This is a genomic window from Psychrobacillus psychrotolerans, assembly GCF_900115805.1.
GTDB lineage: Bacteria > Bacillota > Bacilli > Bacillales_A > Planococcaceae > Psychrobacillus > Psychrobacillus psychrotolerans.
This window is the reverse complement of sequence record NZ_FOXU01000004.1, coordinates 118,500-139,732: the sequence shown is the minus strand read 5'-3', so window position 1 is coordinate 139,732 and position 21,233 is coordinate 118,500. Positions and strand designations below refer to the sequence as shown.

At 36.4% G+C, this 21,233-nt stretch carries 16 protein-coding genes; all 16 read right to left on the bottom strand.

Annotated elements, in window-relative coordinates; translation table 11 throughout:
• Positions 1–11: 11 nt before the first annotated feature.
• The 16 genes from BM260_RS09915 to BM260_RS09840 all read right to left on the bottom strand — a co-directional run bounded on the left by BM260_RS09915 (position 12) and on the right by BM260_RS09840 (position 21,071).
• Positions 12–1,412, bottom strand: coding sequence for a sulfatase family protein (locus tag BM260_RS09915; RefSeq protein ID WP_093537193.1), 1,401 nt, complete (start codon positions 1,410–1,412; stop codon positions 12–14).
• Between the two features lie 34 nt (positions 1,413–1,446).
• The gene (locus tag BM260_RS09910; protein ID WP_093537192.1) at positions 1,447–2,121 is read right to left on the bottom strand and encodes a response regulator transcription factor; all 675 of its coding nucleotides are present in this window, start codon (positions 2,119–2,121) and stop codon (positions 1,447–1,449) included.
• A gap of 17 nt (positions 2,122–2,138) precedes the next feature.
• On the bottom strand, positions 2,139–3,605 hold the full coding sequence (locus BM260_RS09905; protein ID WP_093537191.1) for a sensor histidine kinase: 1,467 nt from the start codon (positions 3,603–3,605) through the stop codon (positions 2,139–2,141).
• Between the two features lie 105 nt (positions 3,606–3,710).
• A complete protein-coding gene (locus BM260_RS09900) occupies positions 3,711–4,721 on the bottom strand; it encodes an ABC transporter substrate-binding protein (RefSeq protein ID WP_093537190.1) in 1,011 nt (336 codons plus the stop codon).
• Positions 4,722–4,759: 38 nt separating this feature from the next.
• Complete coding sequence (locus tag BM260_RS09895) at positions 4,760–5,551, bottom strand: ABC transporter ATP-binding protein (protein WP_093537189.1); 792 nt, start codon at positions 5,549–5,551, stop codon at positions 4,760–4,762.
• The gene (locus BM260_RS09890) at positions 5,530–6,381 is read right to left on the bottom strand and encodes an ABC transporter permease (protein WP_245762688.1); all 852 of its coding nucleotides are present in this window, start codon (positions 6,379–6,381) and stop codon (positions 5,530–5,532) included. Before BM260_RS09890 ends, BM260_RS09895 begins: the two co-directional genes overlap by 22 nt.
• 425 nt (positions 6,382–6,806) lie before the next feature.
• Positions 6,807–10,436 carry a S8 family serine peptidase gene (locus tag BM260_RS09885; RefSeq protein ID WP_093537188.1) on the bottom strand — a complete coding sequence of 1,210 codons (3,630 nt, stop codon included), beginning with the start codon at positions 10,434–10,436 and terminating at the stop codon, positions 6,807–6,809.
• Positions 10,437–10,761: 325 nt separating this feature from the next.
• The gene (locus BM260_RS09880) at positions 10,762–11,628 is read right to left on the bottom strand and encodes an STAS domain-containing protein (RefSeq protein WP_093537187.1); all 867 of its coding nucleotides are present in this window, start codon (positions 11,626–11,628) and stop codon (positions 10,762–10,764) included.
• Between the two features lie 97 nt (positions 11,629–11,725).
• The gene (locus BM260_RS09875) at positions 11,726–12,595 is read right to left on the bottom strand and encodes a Gfo/Idh/MocA family oxidoreductase (protein ID WP_093537186.1); all 870 of its coding nucleotides are present in this window, start codon (positions 12,593–12,595) and stop codon (positions 11,726–11,728) included.
• Positions 12,592–13,914: a GGDEF domain-containing protein gene (locus BM260_RS09870; RefSeq protein ID WP_093537185.1), complete on the bottom strand. Its 1,323-nt coding sequence runs from the start codon at positions 13,912–13,914 to the stop codon at positions 12,592–12,594. The genes BM260_RS09875 and BM260_RS09870 overlap by 4 nt, the downstream gene beginning before the upstream one ends.
• A gap of 63 nt (positions 13,915–13,977) precedes the next feature.
• The gene (locus BM260_RS09865; protein ID WP_093537184.1) at positions 13,978–15,033 is read right to left on the bottom strand and encodes a dihydrodipicolinate synthase family protein; all 1,056 of its coding nucleotides are present in this window, start codon (positions 15,031–15,033) and stop codon (positions 13,978–13,980) included.
• Positions 15,034–16,050: an NAD-dependent epimerase/dehydratase family protein gene (locus BM260_RS09860; RefSeq protein ID WP_093537183.1), complete on the bottom strand. Its 1,017-nt coding sequence runs from the start codon at positions 16,048–16,050 to the stop codon at positions 15,034–15,036.
• A gap of 18 nt (positions 16,051–16,068) precedes the next feature.
• On the bottom strand, positions 16,069–17,313 hold the full coding sequence (locus tag BM260_RS09855) for an Nramp family divalent metal transporter (protein WP_245762687.1): 1,245 nt from the start codon (positions 17,311–17,313) through the stop codon (positions 16,069–16,071).
• 240 nt (positions 17,314–17,553) lie between these two features.
• Complete coding sequence (locus BM260_RS09850) at positions 17,554–19,173, bottom strand: extracellular solute-binding protein (RefSeq protein ID WP_245762686.1); 1,620 nt, start codon at positions 19,171–19,173, stop codon at positions 17,554–17,556.
• Positions 19,174–19,239: 66 nt separating this feature from the next.
• On the bottom strand, positions 19,240–20,115 hold the full coding sequence (locus BM260_RS09845; RefSeq protein WP_093537181.1) for a carbohydrate ABC transporter permease: 876 nt from the start codon (positions 20,113–20,115) through the stop codon (positions 19,240–19,242).
• A 32-nt stretch (positions 20,116–20,147) separates the two neighbouring features.
• Positions 20,148–21,071, bottom strand: a complete 924-nt coding sequence (locus BM260_RS09840) for an ABC transporter permease (RefSeq protein WP_407691711.1) — start codon at positions 21,069–21,071, stop codon at positions 20,148–20,150.
• Positions 21,072–21,233 lie beyond the last annotated feature (162 nt).

Sequence of the window (21,233 nt, the reverse complement as noted above, 5' to 3'; positions counted from 1 at the left end):
AGTTATTCACTTTATTCGTCATCACCAACACGTTGTTTAAAGCTATACAATTCTTCCTTTAATCTCTCAACTGTTTCTGCATAAGTAGGGTCGTGATATACATTATTCATTTCATACGGGTCATTTTCTAAATTGAATAATTCCCATTCAGGAGTTCTTGGATCGTCAATCGCATCCGCACATCCTAATGCCTCTCCGTAATAATAAATAAGTTTATATTGATGGGTTCTAAGTCCATAATGCGCCCCCACTTGATGCTCTACACTCAAATGTTCCCAATAACGATAATACATCGAAGTCTGCCAATCCTCTGGAGTGCGTTCTTCCAGAACTGGACGAAGACTTCTCCCCTGCATAAACTCAGGAATATCTATTCCCGCATAATCTAAAAATGTTTCAGCAAAATCGACATTTGTGGCAAAGTCTCGTGTAGTAGTACCAGCTTTAATAGCGCGTGGATAGCGGATAATAAATGGCATTCTAAGTGACTCTTCGTACATAAATCGCTTATCGTACCAGCCATGATCACCAAGGAAAAAGCCTTGGTCAGATGTGTAAACGACCATCGTATCTTCAGCAATACCTTCGGAATCTAAATATTCTAGTAATCTACCTACATTATCATCAATGGAAGCGATACATCTTAAGTAATCCTTTATGTAACGCTGATAGTACCAACTTTTCAATTGCTTGGGAGTTAGACCTTCAGGGGGTTCTGCCTTAACGTCACGAGTTACTAAATCCCGATCAATTCTCATCTTGGCTTCCTTGGCAGCAGAGGCCTTGCCAGAATAATCATCATGGAAAGTTAAAGGTTCCGGAATATCCACATCCTCATATAAGTGAGCATGTTTTTCATCTGGATCCCAAGGACGATGAGGTGCTTTGTGGTGACACATTAGCATGAATGGTCTATCTTTATCACGTTTTTCCATCCAATCAATGGACAAATCTGTCACTAAATCAGTTGCATAACCTTGGACTGTCTTTTCCTCTCCCATTTCAATCATCACTGGATCATGATATACGCCTTGGCCAGGGAAAATGTTCCAGTAATCAAAGTCGGCAGGATCATGATTTTCACCATGTCCTAGATGCCATTTACCAACAAGGGCTGTTTGATAGTCATTGTCTCTTAAAATTTTTTGAACAGTTGGTTGACGGCTATCAAATTGGTCACCGAGTGTCTTCACTCCATTTTTATGATTATAGAGTCCAGTTAGTATAGTAGCCCGGCTTGGTGCGCAAATAGAATTGGTACAAAAACAATTATCGAAGCGCATACCTTCATCTGCAATTCTATCTAAATTTGGTGTTTCATTTATTCTGCTGCCATAACAGCTCATTGCATGTGCAGCATGATCATCACTCATAATAAAAATGACATTAGGTTGCTTGTTTTGTTCCGGCATAATTCCACTCCTTTTTAATTATGGTTATTGAACATTAAAATAAGTGAGAAAGGTTTAGATCATTTATTTTCTTTACAATTTCCTTCGTTCTCGATACACCGAATTTCTTTAGTAGAGTGCTGATTTGCGATTTAATGGTAACGACCTCAACACTTCTTTCCATCGCTATTTCTCTTATTTTCATACCTTTTATTAAGTAACGTATTAATTCTCTTTCTGTCATTGTGAGATTGGAGATATTTTGTATAAAAAACAAAAGGCCTCTCTCTGATAGCTGCAACCGTTTATACTCCTGCATGACAACTTGTTGAATCTTACCTTCTAATAATGAATGACCATTATAAGCACTTCTAATATGATTCAGCAGTTCTTCGTCTGGAATTCCCTTCACCATATAGTCAATAGCGCCTGTTCCCATCGCCGTTAATATAAATTCATCTGTTTCGTGGGCAGTCAAGTAAATGATTTTCTCGCTTTTATCCCAATCCCGTATATATTCAGTAGCTATTATGCCTGCTGTAGTATTTTCCATTTCAATATCCATTAAAATAATATCGTGCTCAATACTCTTTGCTAAATCAATCATTTCTTTTCCGGTTGATGCTGTAGCTACCACCTGCATATCTTCTTGGGCATTGATTAGTTCGGATAAATCCTCTAATAATAAAGAAAAGTCCTCCGCTATCATTATTTTAATAATTTCACTCATTTAGCTTCACTACTTTGTCATTTATATTTGGGAAGTAATAGATAGAATGTACTCCCATTGCCTTCCTTACTTTCGTATCGAAGACTTCCGAAGTGTTCTTTAACGATGGAACGAACATAGTGTAAACCCATACCCCAATTGTAATTAGAGTTCTTTTTCGTAAAGTACGGTTCACAAATCTTTTTGGCATCTTCCTTACTAAAACCTATCCCGTTATCCTTCACTTCAATTACTGTATACTGTCTAACATTATAGCAACTTAATACTACGCTTCCTTCTACACTTGTCAGGCTATTTACCGCTTCTTGTGCATTAGTTAATAAGTTATAAACAGCCTCACTCAAATGATTTTTATCAGCTAGAACATTTCCTTTGATCATTAAATTCAATTCCACTACTTTATCGGGAAACTTTTGGTTAAAACGTTCCAGAGCGCTCTCCACCACGTCACTCAAACTAACCGGAACCAAATAAACTGAATTTGCTTTTACAGAACGATATAACTCTTCTATACGCGTCAATATATTTTCATTTTGCTTAGACAATCTATCCGTGTATTCCTTCACCTTTTCAAGATCATCTAAGTTATTATTAATTCGCTTGAAGATTACTCGGTTTGCTAATAGTTGGTTTTTTATACTATGTACAAATACCGAGGTACCTGTGCTGATTGCATCAAATTTTCGTTGAATTATAACTTCTTCTTTACTCGACTGTACAATATCATTTGTATATTTCATTAGACTCGTGAAACCAATAATGGCAAAGATTACATTAATAAACACAATAAAAATATAGATAGGTACTGACAATACTGTGTTCATATAATAGATACCGGTTTTGAACGAATAGAATTGATAAACCTGAGCTGGATCCTGACCGAAATAAAGAAAATAAAATAAAATTAATGATAGGATGAAGGATGTAATTAAAATAAACTTTCTTTGAAAAAAAATCATTTCAATTGAATATGCTTCAAATAGCAACAACGCTATAGAGATGATTATATACAGCAGAATCCATATGATGGTACCAACAGCAATAATTTGTTGCAGGCTTTCATTGTTATTTGTTAAGTAACTAAAAATAGGTGGATAATAGATGATCAGGGTGAATAGTGGTATAACAAAAGTAAACCTCTTCACCCAATAATTCCTTTGTAACCATGGAATCATTGAGAAATGGAAAGCTAAAAACAGCAAAAACATTGGAAATAAGTGTCTGCCAATCGCAATAATATAGCCCATATCATAGACATCTATAAGATAGTATTGAATATGCATTTTAATTTCTAGATTTAAGAAAAGGAATTCTTGAAGTTCCCTGCTTATTCCGCCTTTTTTAGCTATATATAGTAAAATACCAGAGAACATAATTACAAGACTCATACACATTCCAAAAATATAGAAGGTCTCTCGATTTCGTTTGAGTATTAATACCAAAATGGATGATAGAAATAGAAAAAGCATTAGAATAATGAGCATTTAGAATTCACCTACTAAATACAAAAGGTTATCTTGGTAAAGGATAACCTTTTGTAATATTCTTTCAGATAATTCTAACTTAATTAATCTTCTAAATATATAACTTTATTTTGCCGCATCTGTCATAATATTAAATAATACATATTCTTCTACTGGTCGCATCTCTTCTTCTTTTAATCTTCCAGCGTCCTTAAAGTTTTCTTGTTGTTTTTTATAGTATGCTTCTAAAGTGCCATCTTCGATCATTGTCATCAATTGATCTTGAGTGATCCATTCCCCGTCTCCAATTTGTTGTACTACAGCATCTGGATCGACAGCAATTTCTTCTGCAACCCACTTCGCTACCTCTTCCAAATTATCCACTCGATAATCCATACCTTTGTATAACCCTTTAGTAAATCTCACCAATACATCCTCATTCTTTTCGGCGTAACCCGGTTTTACTAACCATGATGCAATGGATGGAAATTGGTCAGCGTATCTAGCGTTATTCGAAAGCATGACGGCATCGTCACCCATTTCGTTTTTAATCGCATTCGTATTTGGAGACCAAGTAGCAACTGCATCTACACTCCCGGAAATCATCGCTGTTACTATAGCTGACGCATCCATATTCATCAATGTCACATCATCTTTTGTTAAACCTACTTCTGCAAGCGTTAAATCTAAAATTGTTTCACTTGAGGTCCCCGTTGCTACTGCAATTGTTTTTCCTTTTAAATCTTCAATAGTTTTTACACCCTTTTCAGAACTACCAATAACTTCATCAGCATTTCCTAACTGAGAAAATGCGAATATCTCCGCTTCTCCTTGAATAGGTAGTACATGTGCACCAGGTCCGATATATCCTACATCAATGCTTCCAGATTCCAAAGCTGCAATAATTGTAGGTCCGTCTGCAAATTCAACAAGCTCAACTTCTATTCCTTGCTCTTCGAAGGCACCGATCTTCATACCAGCAACTACCGTATTTAAGCTTGCATAGTTGGGCATATATGCTACTTTAACTTTGTCTGCTTCCTTGCCCTCTGCCTCACTAGTTCCTTCATCTTCCGAGCACCCCGCTAACATAAAGCCGAATAGTGCAATAGCTATAATGCTTAAAAACTTCCTCATCTTCTTTCCTCCCTATGTTTAGAATTAGTGGTGTATCCTTATTTCCTAACTTCTAAATACTCTTTGTATACTTGACTCCAAATATAATTCTTTGCCTCTAAAAACTCAGGTGTAATTTTCGTTTCCTGACTACGAGGATATGGAATATTTATATCTACTACTTCTTTAATACGCCCAGGTCTTGCGCTCATAATAATTACTCGTTGCCCTAAAATAATCGCCTCATCTACATCATGGGTTATAAAAAAGCAGGTTTTTTGTTCTTTTTCCCATGTATGTAGCAGCTCTTCCTGTAACTGTGTTCTAGTTTGAGCATCTAAAGCACCAAATGGTTCATCCATTAATAGAACACTTGGATTCGCTGCATACGCTCTAGCTATTGCAACTCGTTGCTTCATACCACCAGATAACTCTTTCGGATAAGAATTTACAAAGTCCTCCAAATCCACCATTCGAATATATTTCATGGCTATTTCGTCTGCTTTTTCTTTTTTCATACCTTGCAGGCTTAATCCAAATTTCACATTCCCCAACACCGTTAACCATGGAAATAGCGCATACTGCTGAAAAACTACTCCTCTTTCAGTTCCTGTATCCATTATTTCTTGATCATCACAGAAAACTTTTCCAGAAGTTGTCTTTTCTAATCCAGCAATAATATTAAGCAAAGTTGACTTCCCACAACCAGACGGCCCTACAACTGTAATAAATTCATTTTCATAAATATCGAGACTAACACCATTTAAAGCAATAACCTCGCCATTCTGCGAGTTGTATACTTTCCGGACATTATCAATCTTTAACTTTACTACTCTCTCTTCTCCTGCCATCCTGTTAATCTCCTTTCAAGCAGTTTCACTAAACGCTCAAATATTAATCCAATTACACCAATGACTATAATGTAAAGTAGCATCGGGCTCGCCTCGAAAGTATTATTTAATGCCCTTATCCTCATTCCAAGTCCTGCACTTGCCCCTGTAGACTCGGCTGCGATTAAAGAAGTTAACCCTATTGCTGTTCCAAGACGAATTGCAGTCATAATAAAAGGGAGCGAAGCGGGAGCAATGACCTTCAAGAATATATCTTTATCCTTTGCTCCAAGCACTCTCGCTGCCTTGATCAAAGTTGGATCAATATTACGTACCCCTTGGTAAATTGTAATAGACATTGTCAAAAATGTAGCAATTGTTATGACAATAATCTGTGGAGTGCGTCCAACCCCAGCCGATATAACAACCAACGGAACATACGCTAAAGGGGGGATATTCCGAACAAACTGTATCCAAGGTTCAATTATAAAACGAATAGGCCGATACCATGCCATCAGTACAGCTACTGGTAAAGAAATAACAAACCCAATCAAGAACCCAACCAAAACAGATATTAGACTGCTCGCAATATCACTCCAAAATACTCCCCGTTGCATCATTGTTACAACAGACTCTGAAACATAGAAAATGTTCGGAAAACTTCTAGAAGTATTCGGTATTATAGACAGGATGGTCCAAATGAAAATAGCGACAACTAGTGATATTAGAACCCACAAGTTACTAGGAATTTTTTCAACCCAATTCGATTTAGTCATTGGTGTTTTTTTCACATTTGATTTATTTTTCGTTTTTAATGTTTGATTTATTACTATTTTAACCACCCTCTTCATTTCGGTTATTTATTATTACTAATGCTATCACCCTACCCTATTATTAAATAGTATGAATTTTCTTACTACCTTTTGTAAGCGATTTCATTTCGACTTAAAAGCACATCTCAATAACTTTTCCGGATAGCAAGTTACATGGACAAATATTATAAAAATAAATCCATGCAAAGATTAAATAAAGGCTGGTAGTCTGTCTAAAGGAAAAACGAATACTATTGCTTAATCATCCCTGATGTTCCATTGTTCCCTGTGTATCAAACTATTCTGACAATTAACTATCTCTTCTCATCAAAGTGATATAGTTGCTCCTTTAAAGACAGAAGTTAGTCCTAAATACAGTAATTTATGAATTGTTTGCTACACAGGGACAAAAAAATGCCCTACTCAACATTTCTATCGAGTAGGGCTGCTTCTTTTAATGTATTTTACTTATTATTACCCTTTCCCGGGTTTACTACAGTCACATCGAATGTCAGCGTATGCTTACCATATGTTACGGTAACTGTTGTTTCACCAGGGCCTTTACCTTTTACAACTCCAGCATTTACGGAAGCCACATTATTTTTTTCAACTTTGTATGATGCAAGATTCGTTACGTCTTTCTCTGTTGTCTTACCATCTACAGTTGTAACTTCTGTAATTTTCACTTTTACTTCCTTGCCAGGTCTAGTTTCTACCTGATCTTGGTCGATAGTTAGTGTTACTACAGGTTCAACAACGACAGGTGCTTTTACTGTAATATTTACAGTAACTTCATTTTTACCATATGAAACTGTAATTGTTGTCGTACCTTCTGCCACTGCAGTTACTACTCCATTTTTAACTGTAGCGATACTTTCGTCTGCTACTGTATAAGTAGCATCTGAAGTTACATCTTTATCAGTTGCATCACCTTCTACAGGTGTAGATGTTTCTGTCACAGTTAGTTGAGATGTTTCTCCAGCTGTTAATTCTAGCGTAGTTGGATTAATAGAAAGAGTTATTACTGGTTCTACTATTTCTTTTTCATAAATTAACGCTTCGCCGACATTTCCTGCAGCATCCTTAACGATTACTTTTACTGAATCTGTGTCAGCTGTTACTGGGAATGTAAAGCTACCGTCTTGGTTCAAGTTAAACGCTACTGGTGCAGTTGCTTCACCATTGACAGTAGTAATATAGGAAGCTTTTAATTTCTCATTTAAATTATAATCTAATCCATACAAATATAGTTTTTCATTATAATCGATATATTTGTCTGTTACTTGACCAGTTGCAACGCCTTCAGTTACTGTTCCAGCAACTTCTGGTTTTGTTGTTTTCACGATAACTGGTCCAACATAATCTTGCACAACTCCAGAAGCTGCAACACCAGTGAAGTCTATAGTGTATAAGCCATCAGGAATAGTAGTTGCTGGATCTGTGCCCCACGGTTTATATTGTCCTGCAATATTCAGGTTATAAGATCCTTTTGCTAGTGCGGAACCTGAATGTAAGTAACCAATATAGCCATCCCCGTATTCCCCACCTTCAGGATTCATAATATCCCAAAGTTCGATATAGTTTGTTGTTACGTCACCAGTTAATGTAAACGAAAGAACTGCGGAATCCTGAACTCCGTCACCATTAAAGGATAAATCTGTTGTTGAAATTTTGTAGTCTTTTAATTGTGTTGCCTCTGCTCCACCAAAGTCAGCCGCAAATGGCAAGGAAACTTCTGAATTACCACCGTTAATATGGATATATCCTAGTATTTCAGAACCATTTGGTGCAGTTGCTTTAGAAGCTGTCAATGTAACTTTTAACACTTGCTCTCCAGCAAGATTGAATGTCGGTTTGTCTATCGTCACTTTTGCGTCACCAAATGACTTGGTTACATCTACTGAGACGTTATAGTTTCCACCTTTACCAGCAATATCTTTTACTAAAATCTCTTTTGTGACGGAAATATTACCATCTTTCAATGATTGAGGACCGAAAGTAACTGTTCCTTTCACGTTATCCACAATAGCTCCATTGCTATCTAATACAGCCGTATCTAATGCATACGCAAGAATTTCTGGATGTGCCGCTGCATACGCATTTACACGACCTGCACCTTGAGCAAATACATCATACTTATTTGTATCCAATATTTTAGCCGTATTGGAAAGTGCTACTTTTACATCAAAAGCATTCCAATCAGGATTTGCTTGTTTTACAAGCGCAGCAATACCTGCGATATGTGGTGTTGCCATAGAAGTTCCTGTTTTACGATCATATGCTTCGTCGTAAACAGCCTCAGGGAAATCTTTTTTGTACATTGGAATAGTAGACATAATATTTGTTCCAGGTGCGCTTACATCTGGTTTAATATCAAAGTTTGGTGTAGATGGTCCACGTGAACTAGAATCGTTTACATCGTCACCAAGTGTTTTTGTGGATGCAAACTGACCAAAGCTTACTTTACCTGTTCCTTTTGCTAATTCCGCACGGATTGCCATTCCATCCGTATAGGACATATCAAATGTCGGAATGAAGGCAAATGAATCTCCAAGGAATGTACCTGATGCATTTGGCGCACCTGATCCTGTCGCTGAGTTATGAATAATTGTAGCAACTGCTCCTTGCGCTCTTGCATTTTCAATTTTATCGACAAATGCGATAGAACCACGAGCAATCAAAGCTACTTTCCCTTTGACATCAATTCCTTCAAAATCTTTTACTTCCCCTAGCCCAGGTACTTCAACTAGGTCAAACTCACCTTGTAGTTGTGTTGCTAAATTTTGCCCAAATGTTGTGCCCATTAATTGTAGTTGTTTCGTTAAGTTGTAATCTCCAACCGTAAGATTTACTTGTCCGTTATACATTGTTTCAGGATTCGTTGTGTTACCCACTGCAATCCCTAAACGTGCAGTAGCCGGAGTTCCCATTGTTCCACGATTTGGACCAGAGTTACCAGTTGCAATTACTCCAATAGTTCCAGCAATCATCGCGTTATTAATCGCAAATGAACCTGCATCCGTTTCAGAGTTAGCTCCACCACCAAGTGATAGATTAATAACATCCATCTCTTCTATTACAGCTGTTTCAATTGCTTTAACTATTCCTGAAGTCGCTCCGCTACCATACGCACCAAGTACACGGTAAGCATATAAATCTACTTTAGGTGCAATCCCTTTAATACCGAATTCGTTTGCACCAATTGCTGCTATTGTTCCGGCTACATGTGTGCCATGTGATGTATAAAATGAACTTCCCGTTGTATTAAATTCAGGTGTTCCCGCTGGGCGTTCCGAAGGTAATGTCTCGGAAGCATCATCATCTGCACGATTTTTCGCATAAGTAGATGAGTTTGGAATGAAGTTCTTCCCGCCTTTATAAATACCAGCAAACTCAGGATGATCCGCATCAATACCTGTATCAAGTACCGCTACTTTAACCCCTTGTCCTTCAATTCCCTCATCCCATAGCTGTTCAATGCCTAGGAAGGAAACACTTGTATTCATTTGTGCTTCTAATGTTTCATCTTTTATAAGACCGGAAGATTTAGTTGTACTTTCTTCTGATGCATAAACAGTAGCATCTGGTTCGATTAACGTAATTCCTTCTACAGTTAATAGTTTCGTAATGTCACTTGCTTTAACTGTTGCTGCAAATCCGTTCAATACTGTATCAAACGTATATCCTTGCTTTAATTGAACCTGTTTAACAGTTAGTTCTTTTTTCACTTTTGCTTGTTGAGCTTTTACATTTGCACGGACCTGATTTGCGCGCGCATTTGAGAATTTGTTGCCTTTCACTTGGCTAATTCCTTGTTCTAGTGCTACAGGCTTTTCGGATAAATGAATAATTACTGCAACATCTTGATTGCCTGACACATTTTGTAAACTTTCATGAAGGGTTGGGCCATCTTTAGATAAGCTCAATTGTTCCGCTATAGCAGCCTTCAGTTGAATAGTACTTTCACTTTGACCATTCTGCTTGAATGGTTTAACTTCTTCAGCACTAGCATTTGAGAATGGAACCAATAGAGATAAAACCATAATCACAGCTAGCATACTACTAAAGAACTTCGTAAACTTAAACTTCTTCAAATCTCATTTCCCCTTTAACTTGAGTTTTCACACTTCCAATTAAGTGTGACAATACCAATTTATCACAATTAAACTAGTGCGAATACCGAAATTTCTAATTATTCAAAAGATTGTAAAATAGTATTAGTTTACTAAATATAATGCATATCTTTTGAACCTAATTCAAAATTATATATTAGTATTTTATACTAGTATAATTGGTTTAAATTAATAGATTTATTAATACTTAAATCTCGTTATTTTTTTCATTCAGATTTGTTTGCTACACAGGGACATAAAAAAACACTTACAGACCTCTCCTGTAAGTGTTTTATTTTTTAGACTTCTATTTTTTACTAGTTCCACTAGTAGTATAAACTCCAGTCCTTAACAAGGCTTGCTTTAATGAACTAAAAGTAGAAATATTCCCGAAATTGACTCCAAGTTGAATCGAAGTCTGCGCCACTTCAGGTCGAATACCAGATAAGACAGTCTTAATGCCAAGCAATTGAAGTACATCTATTAAACGGAATAATTCATTTGCTACCATTGTATCCATAAACGTGACCGATGAAATATCTATGAAAAGTTTGTCTATATTCATTTCCACACATGTATTAGGGACACTTTCCAATAATAACCTGCTCCTAAATGTATCGATATCTCCTACTATAGGTAAAACTCCGACACTCTCTAAAATTGGTATGACTGGTACACTAAGTTCATTTATCAACGCTTGTTGGGCATTCAATCTATTGTTAGATAGATAGTAATACCTTTCCGAAAAACTATGAATAAGTTGATCGAATGCGGTATTAAACAAGCGACTCCACTTCAACACAACGGTATTGAGCAAATCATCATGATGCGCAAATGCAAAGTTCTCCACAAATAGCCATATTGTTTCACGCGTTTTATTTAGCGCCTTTATGACGTCATGGATCGGTATATTATGTTCAATTCTACTTTGGGCTACTGTTTCAGCCCATATTAAAAGTTGCTCCTGAAAGCCGTGTTCTTCCTCCAAAAAAGCATAAGCTACGGTACTAATTGTTAATGCATGCTGTTCTTTTAAAACTTTGTCTATTTCAGGATTCAAATTATTAGAATAAAAAGGGCTGTCAAAATCACATTTTGCGGTAAACCATTTGGTTGTAATATTACTTGAATTTACAAGAATGTATTCATAAAGTTCGCGATCAATCGATGCCATTATATCTACCTACTTTCTACATTACCACCATCTACCATTTAGTATAAACGTTTAGAGTGTAATGGACTATACCTAAAGTAAGTATATTTAAAAACATTCAGAATTGTTTGCTACACAGGGACGAAATCTCCTCGAGTAACCCAACAATCTCCTTCGTCTCCTCAATGGGTACCGGGGATACGCCAGTTTCAAAAAATTGTACGACTTGCTCTATTAGCCCTGCGTAATACGGTTTCTCCTCTTCCCATAAACGTAAGGAATGAACATTTTCTTTGGTATGCAGAGTTGCTCCAAATCGATTATGCCACTCGTTTTCTCCTCGAATGATGGCGTGTTTTCCGTTAGAAAATGTCATGTGAATTTGTTCGCAATCCTTATATGTCTCTACTTTCATTTTTTCAACTTCGGTACCAAATATAGTGACAACCATTTCAACTAAGTGAATCCCATACCAAAAGTATCCTGGCATTTGTTCTTGACGAGGGGTCGGTCCAAAAAAATAGCCACTCTGGATATCTGCACTTTTTGCTTGTACAACTGATTCTGAAAATCTCAAAGAGGAGGAACTCATAACAGGGGTATTATAAATTTTACTAAGATTGATTAATTCTTTCATTTCCCCACTGTTCATGACAATCGGTTTATCGATGAATACTGGTTTACTATAACTAACCACTTTTTTTAACCATTCTAAATGATTTCTACCATCTACCGTTCCGATAATTACTGCATCAACGACCGTCATAAACTCTTCTACATCTTCAACTGGAATAACTCCATATTTATTGGTGACGATTTCGTAGTATTGAGGGAAACGTTCCCGACTGATGCGTAAGTCTTCGGAGTAAGTTGGAATAACATGTGTTATTTGAGCACCTTTTACATGATGAGCGTCCTCCGAATCGTTTAACAATCGCGTGAAAATCTCACTATGGGATGTATCCAAACCTATTAAACCTATTTTCATAATCTCTCTTCCTCACTTTTTAGTAGAGTGAAAACTTGCCGTGGTCTACCTCTTCTCGATATTTTCTCTGTACCAATCACTTCTATTAAAGAGATATCTAGCCAAGATTGAACAATTCTATGCGCGCTCCTTGGCGTAATTCCTAATACCGAAGCGAGCTCATGAGCGGTAAATTCATTTTTCTTTTTTCTTCTTATTAACGCCATCGTCTTTTCAATGTTTGCTGCATTCAAACCAACTGCCTCTGATTGTTGTATTAATAGTTGATCGGTCACTGTTAATGGATATTTCATAGGGGCTATTAAGTTAATTGGTCCAAATACACTTTTATCCTCATTCACGATATAACAGCTATTACCTCCGTTTTCTTGAGCTTGCATAAGTGCAACTCTTGCATGAGATCCAGCTTCTAATGCAGAAAAGCCGAAGCCTACTCCGATTGAAAGGGTGACACCTATTTTTTTCTTTAACTCATCTAAAATTGGCAATACTTTATAACCTTCAGTGACTCTTTCAAATATTCCCCGGCTTGTAACAAACAAGTATTCAGTACTACTTAATGCCGTCAAATAACCGCTCATTTGCTCAGCAAAATGGAGGAGCATTCGGTATGTAGTATGGTTTCGTTTTTGAATTTGTTGCTCGGTCATAAATTCTGATGCTAACATAGTCAAGTTTTCTATACAAATTCGCCCCACTATAATTTGCATTTCTTTTTGTTTTCGCTGAGTAGTCCCTAATAGCATTCGTTCGATAGCGACAATAATATCTTCTTCAGAGGGCTTTAACCATTCATTTACAATATTATTACTCGTCAAACGTTCACTTACTAATCTTAAGCTTGTAATTACAGCCGTACCAGAATTCTTTTCTACATTCTCCATATGAAAGTTAACAATATCCTCTATGTTGTCTAGGGAAACTAAGTCACTATAATTGTCATAACTAAACGTTTCTTCTAAATTTTTTTTTACAATTTCAATATAATCATTTTGAATTCCGTCAAAGCTTATTTGAGTAAAATTCATATTACTTTTCAATTTATACAACGATTGGTATAAACCTGCTCCTTTTAAGGGTATATAAAATGTTGGAATTTCCACTGATACTTTTTCTTTTGCTAACAAGTATGGAATTCGTCCGGAGTAAAATAAACAATCCACTTTGTCCTCTAGTTCAACAGTGAACTTTTTAGCATTCTCTATTTCATCAGACAAACGAAATATCGGCTGAATGGTTGGAAAAAGCCCAAAACAACGTACTAATGTGTCATAAATCCATAATGGACCAATCACTCCTACTTTTAAATGTGCTTTCATTCCCCTTCCTCCATTCCACCACGAAAAGACACATAATTAGCAATGTGTCCTTTCCGTTGTTCATTATTCTTTATCACTACGAAGAAAATCCTGTACAAAAACTTCATCATTTAACTGTGGATACGTTGCATAAACACGGTCGATTTCTTTTGCTTGACCTGGACTTAAAACTTCATGGTCAGTTAAACACCAATTTCCTTGCAGTAGACCTTGTCTGCTCAGGACATCATTGATCCCAGCAATACTCCCTTTGAAACTATTTTTAGAATCAAAGAATGCTGAATTCGCATCTGTGACATTTTGTGCAATAGAAAACCAGTGCTTATCTATTTGACTATGAAGCCTAGCTTCTTTTACTTTCTCAAAAAGCCTCACGGCTTCGTGAGTCCAGACCGACCAATGACCTAGGAGACCACCAACTATGCTTTTGCTCTCCTTCCTACCATCTACTTCAAATTCATACATTGTCAATAAATCCAAAACAATATTATCGTCATTTCCAGTGTAAAGTGCAATTTCATCTCTTCTAGGAGAAGCACACACAGCTCTAATTACATCCAATGTTAAATACCTATCAAAAGGCGCCATTTTAATAGCTACTACGTTTTGAATACTTGCAAATTCCTCCCAGAAATTATAGCTGAAGATTCTTCCTCCAACAGCAGGTTGCAAGTAAAAACCAAACACTGGTAACTCATTTGCAACAACTTTAGTTCGATCAATAAGTTCCTTTTCCGAATAATCTTGTAACCCGCCGTTACTTAAAAGTACCATATCGTAGCCTAACGCTTTAGCTATTTTCGTTTCTTTTAAAGCCTGCTCCGTATTACCACAAACACCTGCTATTTTCAGGAACGGACGCTGTAACTGTGCTTTTTCAACTTCCTCCATCGCCAACCGTAAAACAATTTCGTACAAATTAAACTGTGGATCTCTAATTTCAAATTGAGTTGTATGAACGCCTACTGCAATTCCACCTACACCAGCCTCCATATAATATCTAGTCAATCTTCTTTGGGCATATTCATCTAATTGTTTCTCCCTTGTCAAGGCTAAAGGGTGAGCTGGGATAAAGGCTCCATCTTGTAAATGTTTTTGTAATTCTGGTGTTAAAGACATTTAGAATTGCCCCTTCCGTTCCTGAAAGTGCGTCGGTTTATTAATCGTTTCTCCATCGTTGGCTACCCACGTTGCTGTCCACTCAATCATCTCTCTTATGGAGACACGCGGATATCCAAATTCCTTATGTGCTTTACTGGCATTATTTAATAATGCATTTTCTTGTTCTACTCCTTCAAAAACCGGAGTTTTTCCTAGCAACGTTCCAAATTCATTTGCAAGCCATCGAACTGATAATGTTTCTGGTCCTGTTACATTAAGAATAGTAGGAGGAGAGCTAGCTCTTAACAATGATCTAATTGCATATTCATTTGCATCACCTTGCCAAATAACATTTACATGACCCATCGATAAGTCCAAAGGAATTCCGTTATATACAGAACGAGCTATTTCTAGTAATACGCCATATCTCATATCAATTGCATAATTTAATCTAAAAACAGTTAGTGGCGTATTATCTTTATGAGAGAAGTAAGTAAACACTCTTTCTCTACCAAGAGAGGATTGACCATACTCACCAACTGGAGCAACCTCATGCAGTTCATCACAGCCACCTTGTGAAAGTGGTACCAGTGGATAAACATTTCCAGTAGAGAAAGCCACAATATTTGCTCCTTTAAAGTGCTCTGCTACTCTACCAGGCAAATATGTATTCATTGCCCAAGTAAAGTATTCATTTCCAGTTGTCCCGAATTTATTGCCTGCCATATAAATGATATTTTTCTCTTTCGGAAGAAGTTTCAATTGCTCATCGTTTAATAAATCTGTGGAAATTGTTTCAATTCCGGCTTTTTCTAAATCTTCTTTTAAGGTGCCATTGGAAAATCGAGATACACCAATCACTTTTTTGTCTACTCCAGCTTTATCAATCGCTCTTTTAGCCATAATAGCTAATGTCGGTCCCATTTTGCCTCCAATACCTAATATCAAAATATTTCCGTCTATTTTACGCATATCCTCTACCAATGCATCCGATGGCTCGGTCATTAAGTTTTCTAGTTCTTCGACTGTTTTCAACTGAAACCCTCCTGTTCATTAAGAGAAAAAGATATTCTTCAAATTATTAAATGCTAAATAAATTAGAACGAGTAGCCCAATAATTCCTAGGATATTACTTAATAGTTTATTTTTAAGTTCCCCCATAATATTTTTATCATTAGCCACTACTAAAATAGCAATTGCGATAAAAGGTACTACAAATATGGTGACGGCTTGTGCAAATACAATTAGATTTAATGGAGCAGAGCCAAATACTATACCAATAATAGAACCGAAGAGCATCACGACAATAATGAGGAGCTTCACTTTCAAATTCGATAAGCTGCTTCCTAAACCAAGGCCATCAGCAAGTAAGGATCCACCAATTGTGGCATTTCCCATGAGGGAAGAAAAAGAAGCGCCAAACAATCCGAGCATAAATACGAAAGTAGACCAGCTCCCGAAAAGTGGCTCTAACGCCAGACCCATTTCACTTGCATCACTCACAACAAGTCCTTGAGGCTTTAAAATTGTAGCGGCTGTAATCATTATTAGAAAAGATATAAAACCTAATAGAAAGATTCCTAAAAACGATTCCTTTCGACCATTTGCAGCATCTGTAATTTTCCAGCCTTTCTCTTTAACTAAGTAAGATTGATATAAGGCACCTACTATAGAAAAACTTGTAGCAAACAATGCAATGACTAACCCCATACTACCTTCAGGTAACACTGGTATAAATCCTTTAAATATATCAACAATAGATGGTTGGACTACTATTACAGTGATTAAAAATGCTAGCAACATAATCACTACCAATACAAGCATCATTTTTTCAAGAATTTGATAAAACTTTTTTGCAAATAACAGCGCAATGGATATTAAAGTAAAGATAATAATCCAAATTGTAGGATTCATATCAGTTACTGCTGATACAGCGATACCTGTACCGATTGCATTACCGGCCTGAAAGGAAGCCGTAACTAGAAATGCCCCGATCCCAATTAGTATGCCTGCAGGTATCCCCCACTTTTTCTTAATTGTTTGTATGAAACTATGCTCAGCAGCTAAACCTATTCGAGTACTCATTTCTGTATACACCATCATTAAAGCAATGGCTAAAATAATCGTCCAAACCAATTGCATGCCATATATAGCACCGATTTTCGATGAAAGCGTAACACTTCCGGGACCTAAAACTAATGCAGAAGTTATTAAAGCCGGCCCAAGATAACTAAATATACTTTTCTTTTTAATATTCTCGTTACCCTTTGTTGAGACTGATTCCCCTTGAACTACCAAACAAATTCCTCCCTCACTAATTTTCTGAATACTCTATTATTATATTAACTTATGAGTAGAATTTATGACATGTCTTTAATATGTCTTTAAATAGGGAAGGAGGAATTCTAAACTATAGTCTTTTCGAATGGACTATGAATATATTAGAAAGAGTCCACATGTAAAGGTATCAGCAGTGCTAACTTACAAAGACAAAAATAAAAATAGCCTATTCGCATGAGCGAACAGGCTATATTCTTATTACTTCCATTCTCTTTCTGTATAACCTTTTGACTTAATTCCTTCGTTTGTCTCTTTAATGATTGCTTCGCCGCCTTTTGCTAAATATTCTTTAACAAGTGCGTCCCAGTCTGATAATGGTCTTTGGCCAGCAATCATTTTCGATTGTTCATTGATTAAGAATTGAAATAGATCCGTACCCTTTTCTTGGTTTGTTGGGGATTGCACTCCATGAGAAGGATCCACATATAAATCGGTCGTTTCAAACATTTCTTGTAATGACGAGGTCATCTCTTTCAATTCTGGTAATGTATAGCTATCTGAATAGGTAATCTTCGCATCCTCAGGCACCTGTTCTCTGTTATCTAGGAAATAAGTTGACGGAGAAAGTCCTTCAGAAGAGAATGTCGGAACTTGAACAGGTAATCCATTTTCCATATTATAACCTGTTCCTTCTTTACCTAAATAGAAATCAAAGTCCGCATTTTGCGGATTTTTTTCCTCAGCTGGGAAATATGTTTTCCCAAAGTCTACTAACTCTAATGCACGGTATATTTTACCCTCATCTTTAGCAAGATTAGCATTTAATGCAAGAATACCTGAGTTACCTGAACCCATTGTAAATCCTTTCGATTTATCAGGTGCTTCAAATGGTGGAATTGCTACAAGCTTTGCATCTGGATTAATAGCTAATAATCCATCAAAGTATTCCTGTGACATTCCTGAAACACCAGCAACGAAAATTCCTGCTTTACCAGAGTAAAACTCATTATTAGTACTAGCCCAATCAAGTACTGCAAAGTCTTTTGTCATCGCGCCTTCTTTATACAAATTAGCAAAAAATTGAACTAAATCTTTTCTTCCATCCGAAATGATACCAGGGATAAAATCACCATCATCATTTTGGTGGTACCAAGAATTGAAGTCCCAGTAAGTTCCCATATTAAAACTTGGGTTAATATTTTCTCCAATAGCTACCCCATACGTATCGTCCTTACCATTCCCATCTGGATCTTCTTTTGTAAATGCGATGGCAATTTTCTCTAACTCTTCGTAATTTGTTGGAACTTCCATTCCTAATTTATCTAACCAGTCTTGACGAATAATTGGCGTTACAGGATATGGATTAGAATAACGTGGAATGCCGTAAATCTTTCCATCTACTTTAAAAGAATTATAAATATAGTCTGGAATGTTTCCTAACGTTGCATAATGTGATAAATAGTCATCTAAAGGTAGAAATGCTCCATCTTCTGCCCACTGATAAAAACGGGTATCGCCAGCTTGAAATCCAATTAAATCTGGCATAGCACCTGATGCTACAATGGCAGATGATTTTTCCACATAATCACCTTGTGGGATAATCTCTGGTTTATAATCTACGTTAAATCGCTCATTTATCATATCTAAACCAGGACTTTTTAAGGGAGGTGGATCACCAAAACGGAATGTCATCCCCGTAATTGTATATTTCTCTGAATGATCAAATGGATCAATTTGTGTAACTGGTGCTTTTTCTCCTGCTGTTTCATTTCCTTCGTCCACAGTTGCTTTTTCATCTGTTTTTTCATCCGTACATGCAACTAACATAAAACTTAGGAAAAGAAGTAGAAAGCTAATTATTTTGTGCTTTTTCTTCACATTAACCCCTCCAATTATCTTATTGTAAGGCTTCGTAAAACAGTAGTACAGACAAATTTCTAGTTACTAACCCTTTACAGATCCAAGCATCACTCCTTTTGCAAAATGTTTTTGTAAGAACGGATAAACAATAAGTATTGGCAAGGTTGCCAACAAAATTGCCGCCATTTGAACCGTTTCTGGAGGAGGTAAAGCCTCTAACATTGCTGCATGACCGCCCAGTGCAGCATTTGGTTCATTTACAATAACAATTTGGCGTAAAATAACTTGTATTGGCCACTTCGACGGATCATTCAAGTAGAGCACTCCCGAGAAGTAGCTATTCCAATGACCCACTGCATAAAACAGACCAAATGCTGCCAAAGCAGGCTTAGATAACGGTAAAATCACTTTAGTAAAAATTTGAATATCATTGGCCCCGTCTATAATGGCAGCCTCTGTTAGTTCCTCTGGAATTCCTTTAAAAAATTGAGTCATGATGATTAAGTTAAAAGGACTAATCGCCACTGGTATGATCAATGCCCATAACGAATTTAATAATCCAGTTTCTTTCACAATTATATAAGTTGGAATCATTCCCGCAGAAAATAAAATTGTAAACAATACTAAGAACAAGATTAATCGTTGTCCAATAATATTTCTTGTTAAAGAATAGGCCATCGTTGATGTAAACACTAGATTAACAAATGTTCCAACCACAGTAATATAAACGGTTACTCCTAAAGAACGGATAAATTGGTCCGACCCTAAGATATACGAATAGGCGTCTGTCACCCATTCCTTTGGCCATAAAAGGAAATCACTATTGAGTACATCACTTACGCTTGAAAATGAAACAGAAAAAATGTAAAGGAAGGGAAAGAGCATCGTTACAGCGATTAATAACAAAACGATGTTATTAATGATTTCCATTACCCTTTCCCCACCAGAAGATTTGAACATAATCTACCCCCCTACCAAAATCTATAAGTCCTTCAATACAAGCCGTCTTCGCCAAACTTCTTCGCAAGTCTATTGGCAAGTACAACAAGTATTAAACCTATAATTCCTTTAAATAGCCCAACAGCTGTGGCAAAACTAAAGTTAGCCTGCTGGATCCCTTTAAAATACACATACGTATCTAATACATTTCCTGTTTCCATATTGAAAGGATTCAACATTAGAAAGATTTGCTCGAACCCACTATCCATGACATTTCCTAAACGAAGTATTAATAAGATGACAATTGTACTTTTAAGAGCTGGCAAAGTGATATGCCACATTTGTCTCAGTCTACTTGCTCCGTCTATCACAGCAGCCTCATATAGATGTGGACTTATACCAGATAATGCAGCTAAGAAAAGAATAGTACCCCATCCTGATTCCTTCCAAATAACCTGTAAAATGACTATAGGTTTGAACAAAGTGGGATCTGTTAAAAACGGAATTGGATTGAGATCCAGAAAATTTACTAAAACTCCGTTGATCAACCCTTCACTCCTAAGAAATATAACAGTTATCCCAACTACGACTACCCAGGATAAGAAATGTGGTAAATACACAATTGATTGGAGAAACCTTTTATAAACTTGATTTCTAATTTCATTCAGCATTAAGGCAAGTACTATAGAGATAGGAAAAGCAAAAAAGATTTGTAGCATAGAAATTTGTAACGTATTCCATATAACTTGAATAACTTCTGCATCTTCAAAGATTAGTTTGAAATACTTTAACCCTACCCACGGACTCTCTGCGAATCCTCGAAACGGGCTATAATCCTTAAATGCTAAAAGTATTCCTGCCATTGGTATATAACGATAAATAAGAAAGTATAGAACTCCGGGGAAGATTAGTAGTAACAAATAGCGATCCCGCCATAATTTACTTTTCAAGGAATTCTTTTTTCTTTTAATCGGGATATTATTTGATACTGCTAAAGGTGAATCTAGCGGGTCAATTTTTTTGACTTTTAGTTTCAATAACTAATCTCCCCTTTCAAATTCCTGCTTTCTTTTAACTCCATTCAGTACATGTAATATACATGTATTCTATAATAATTTGATTTGTACATATTAAACACT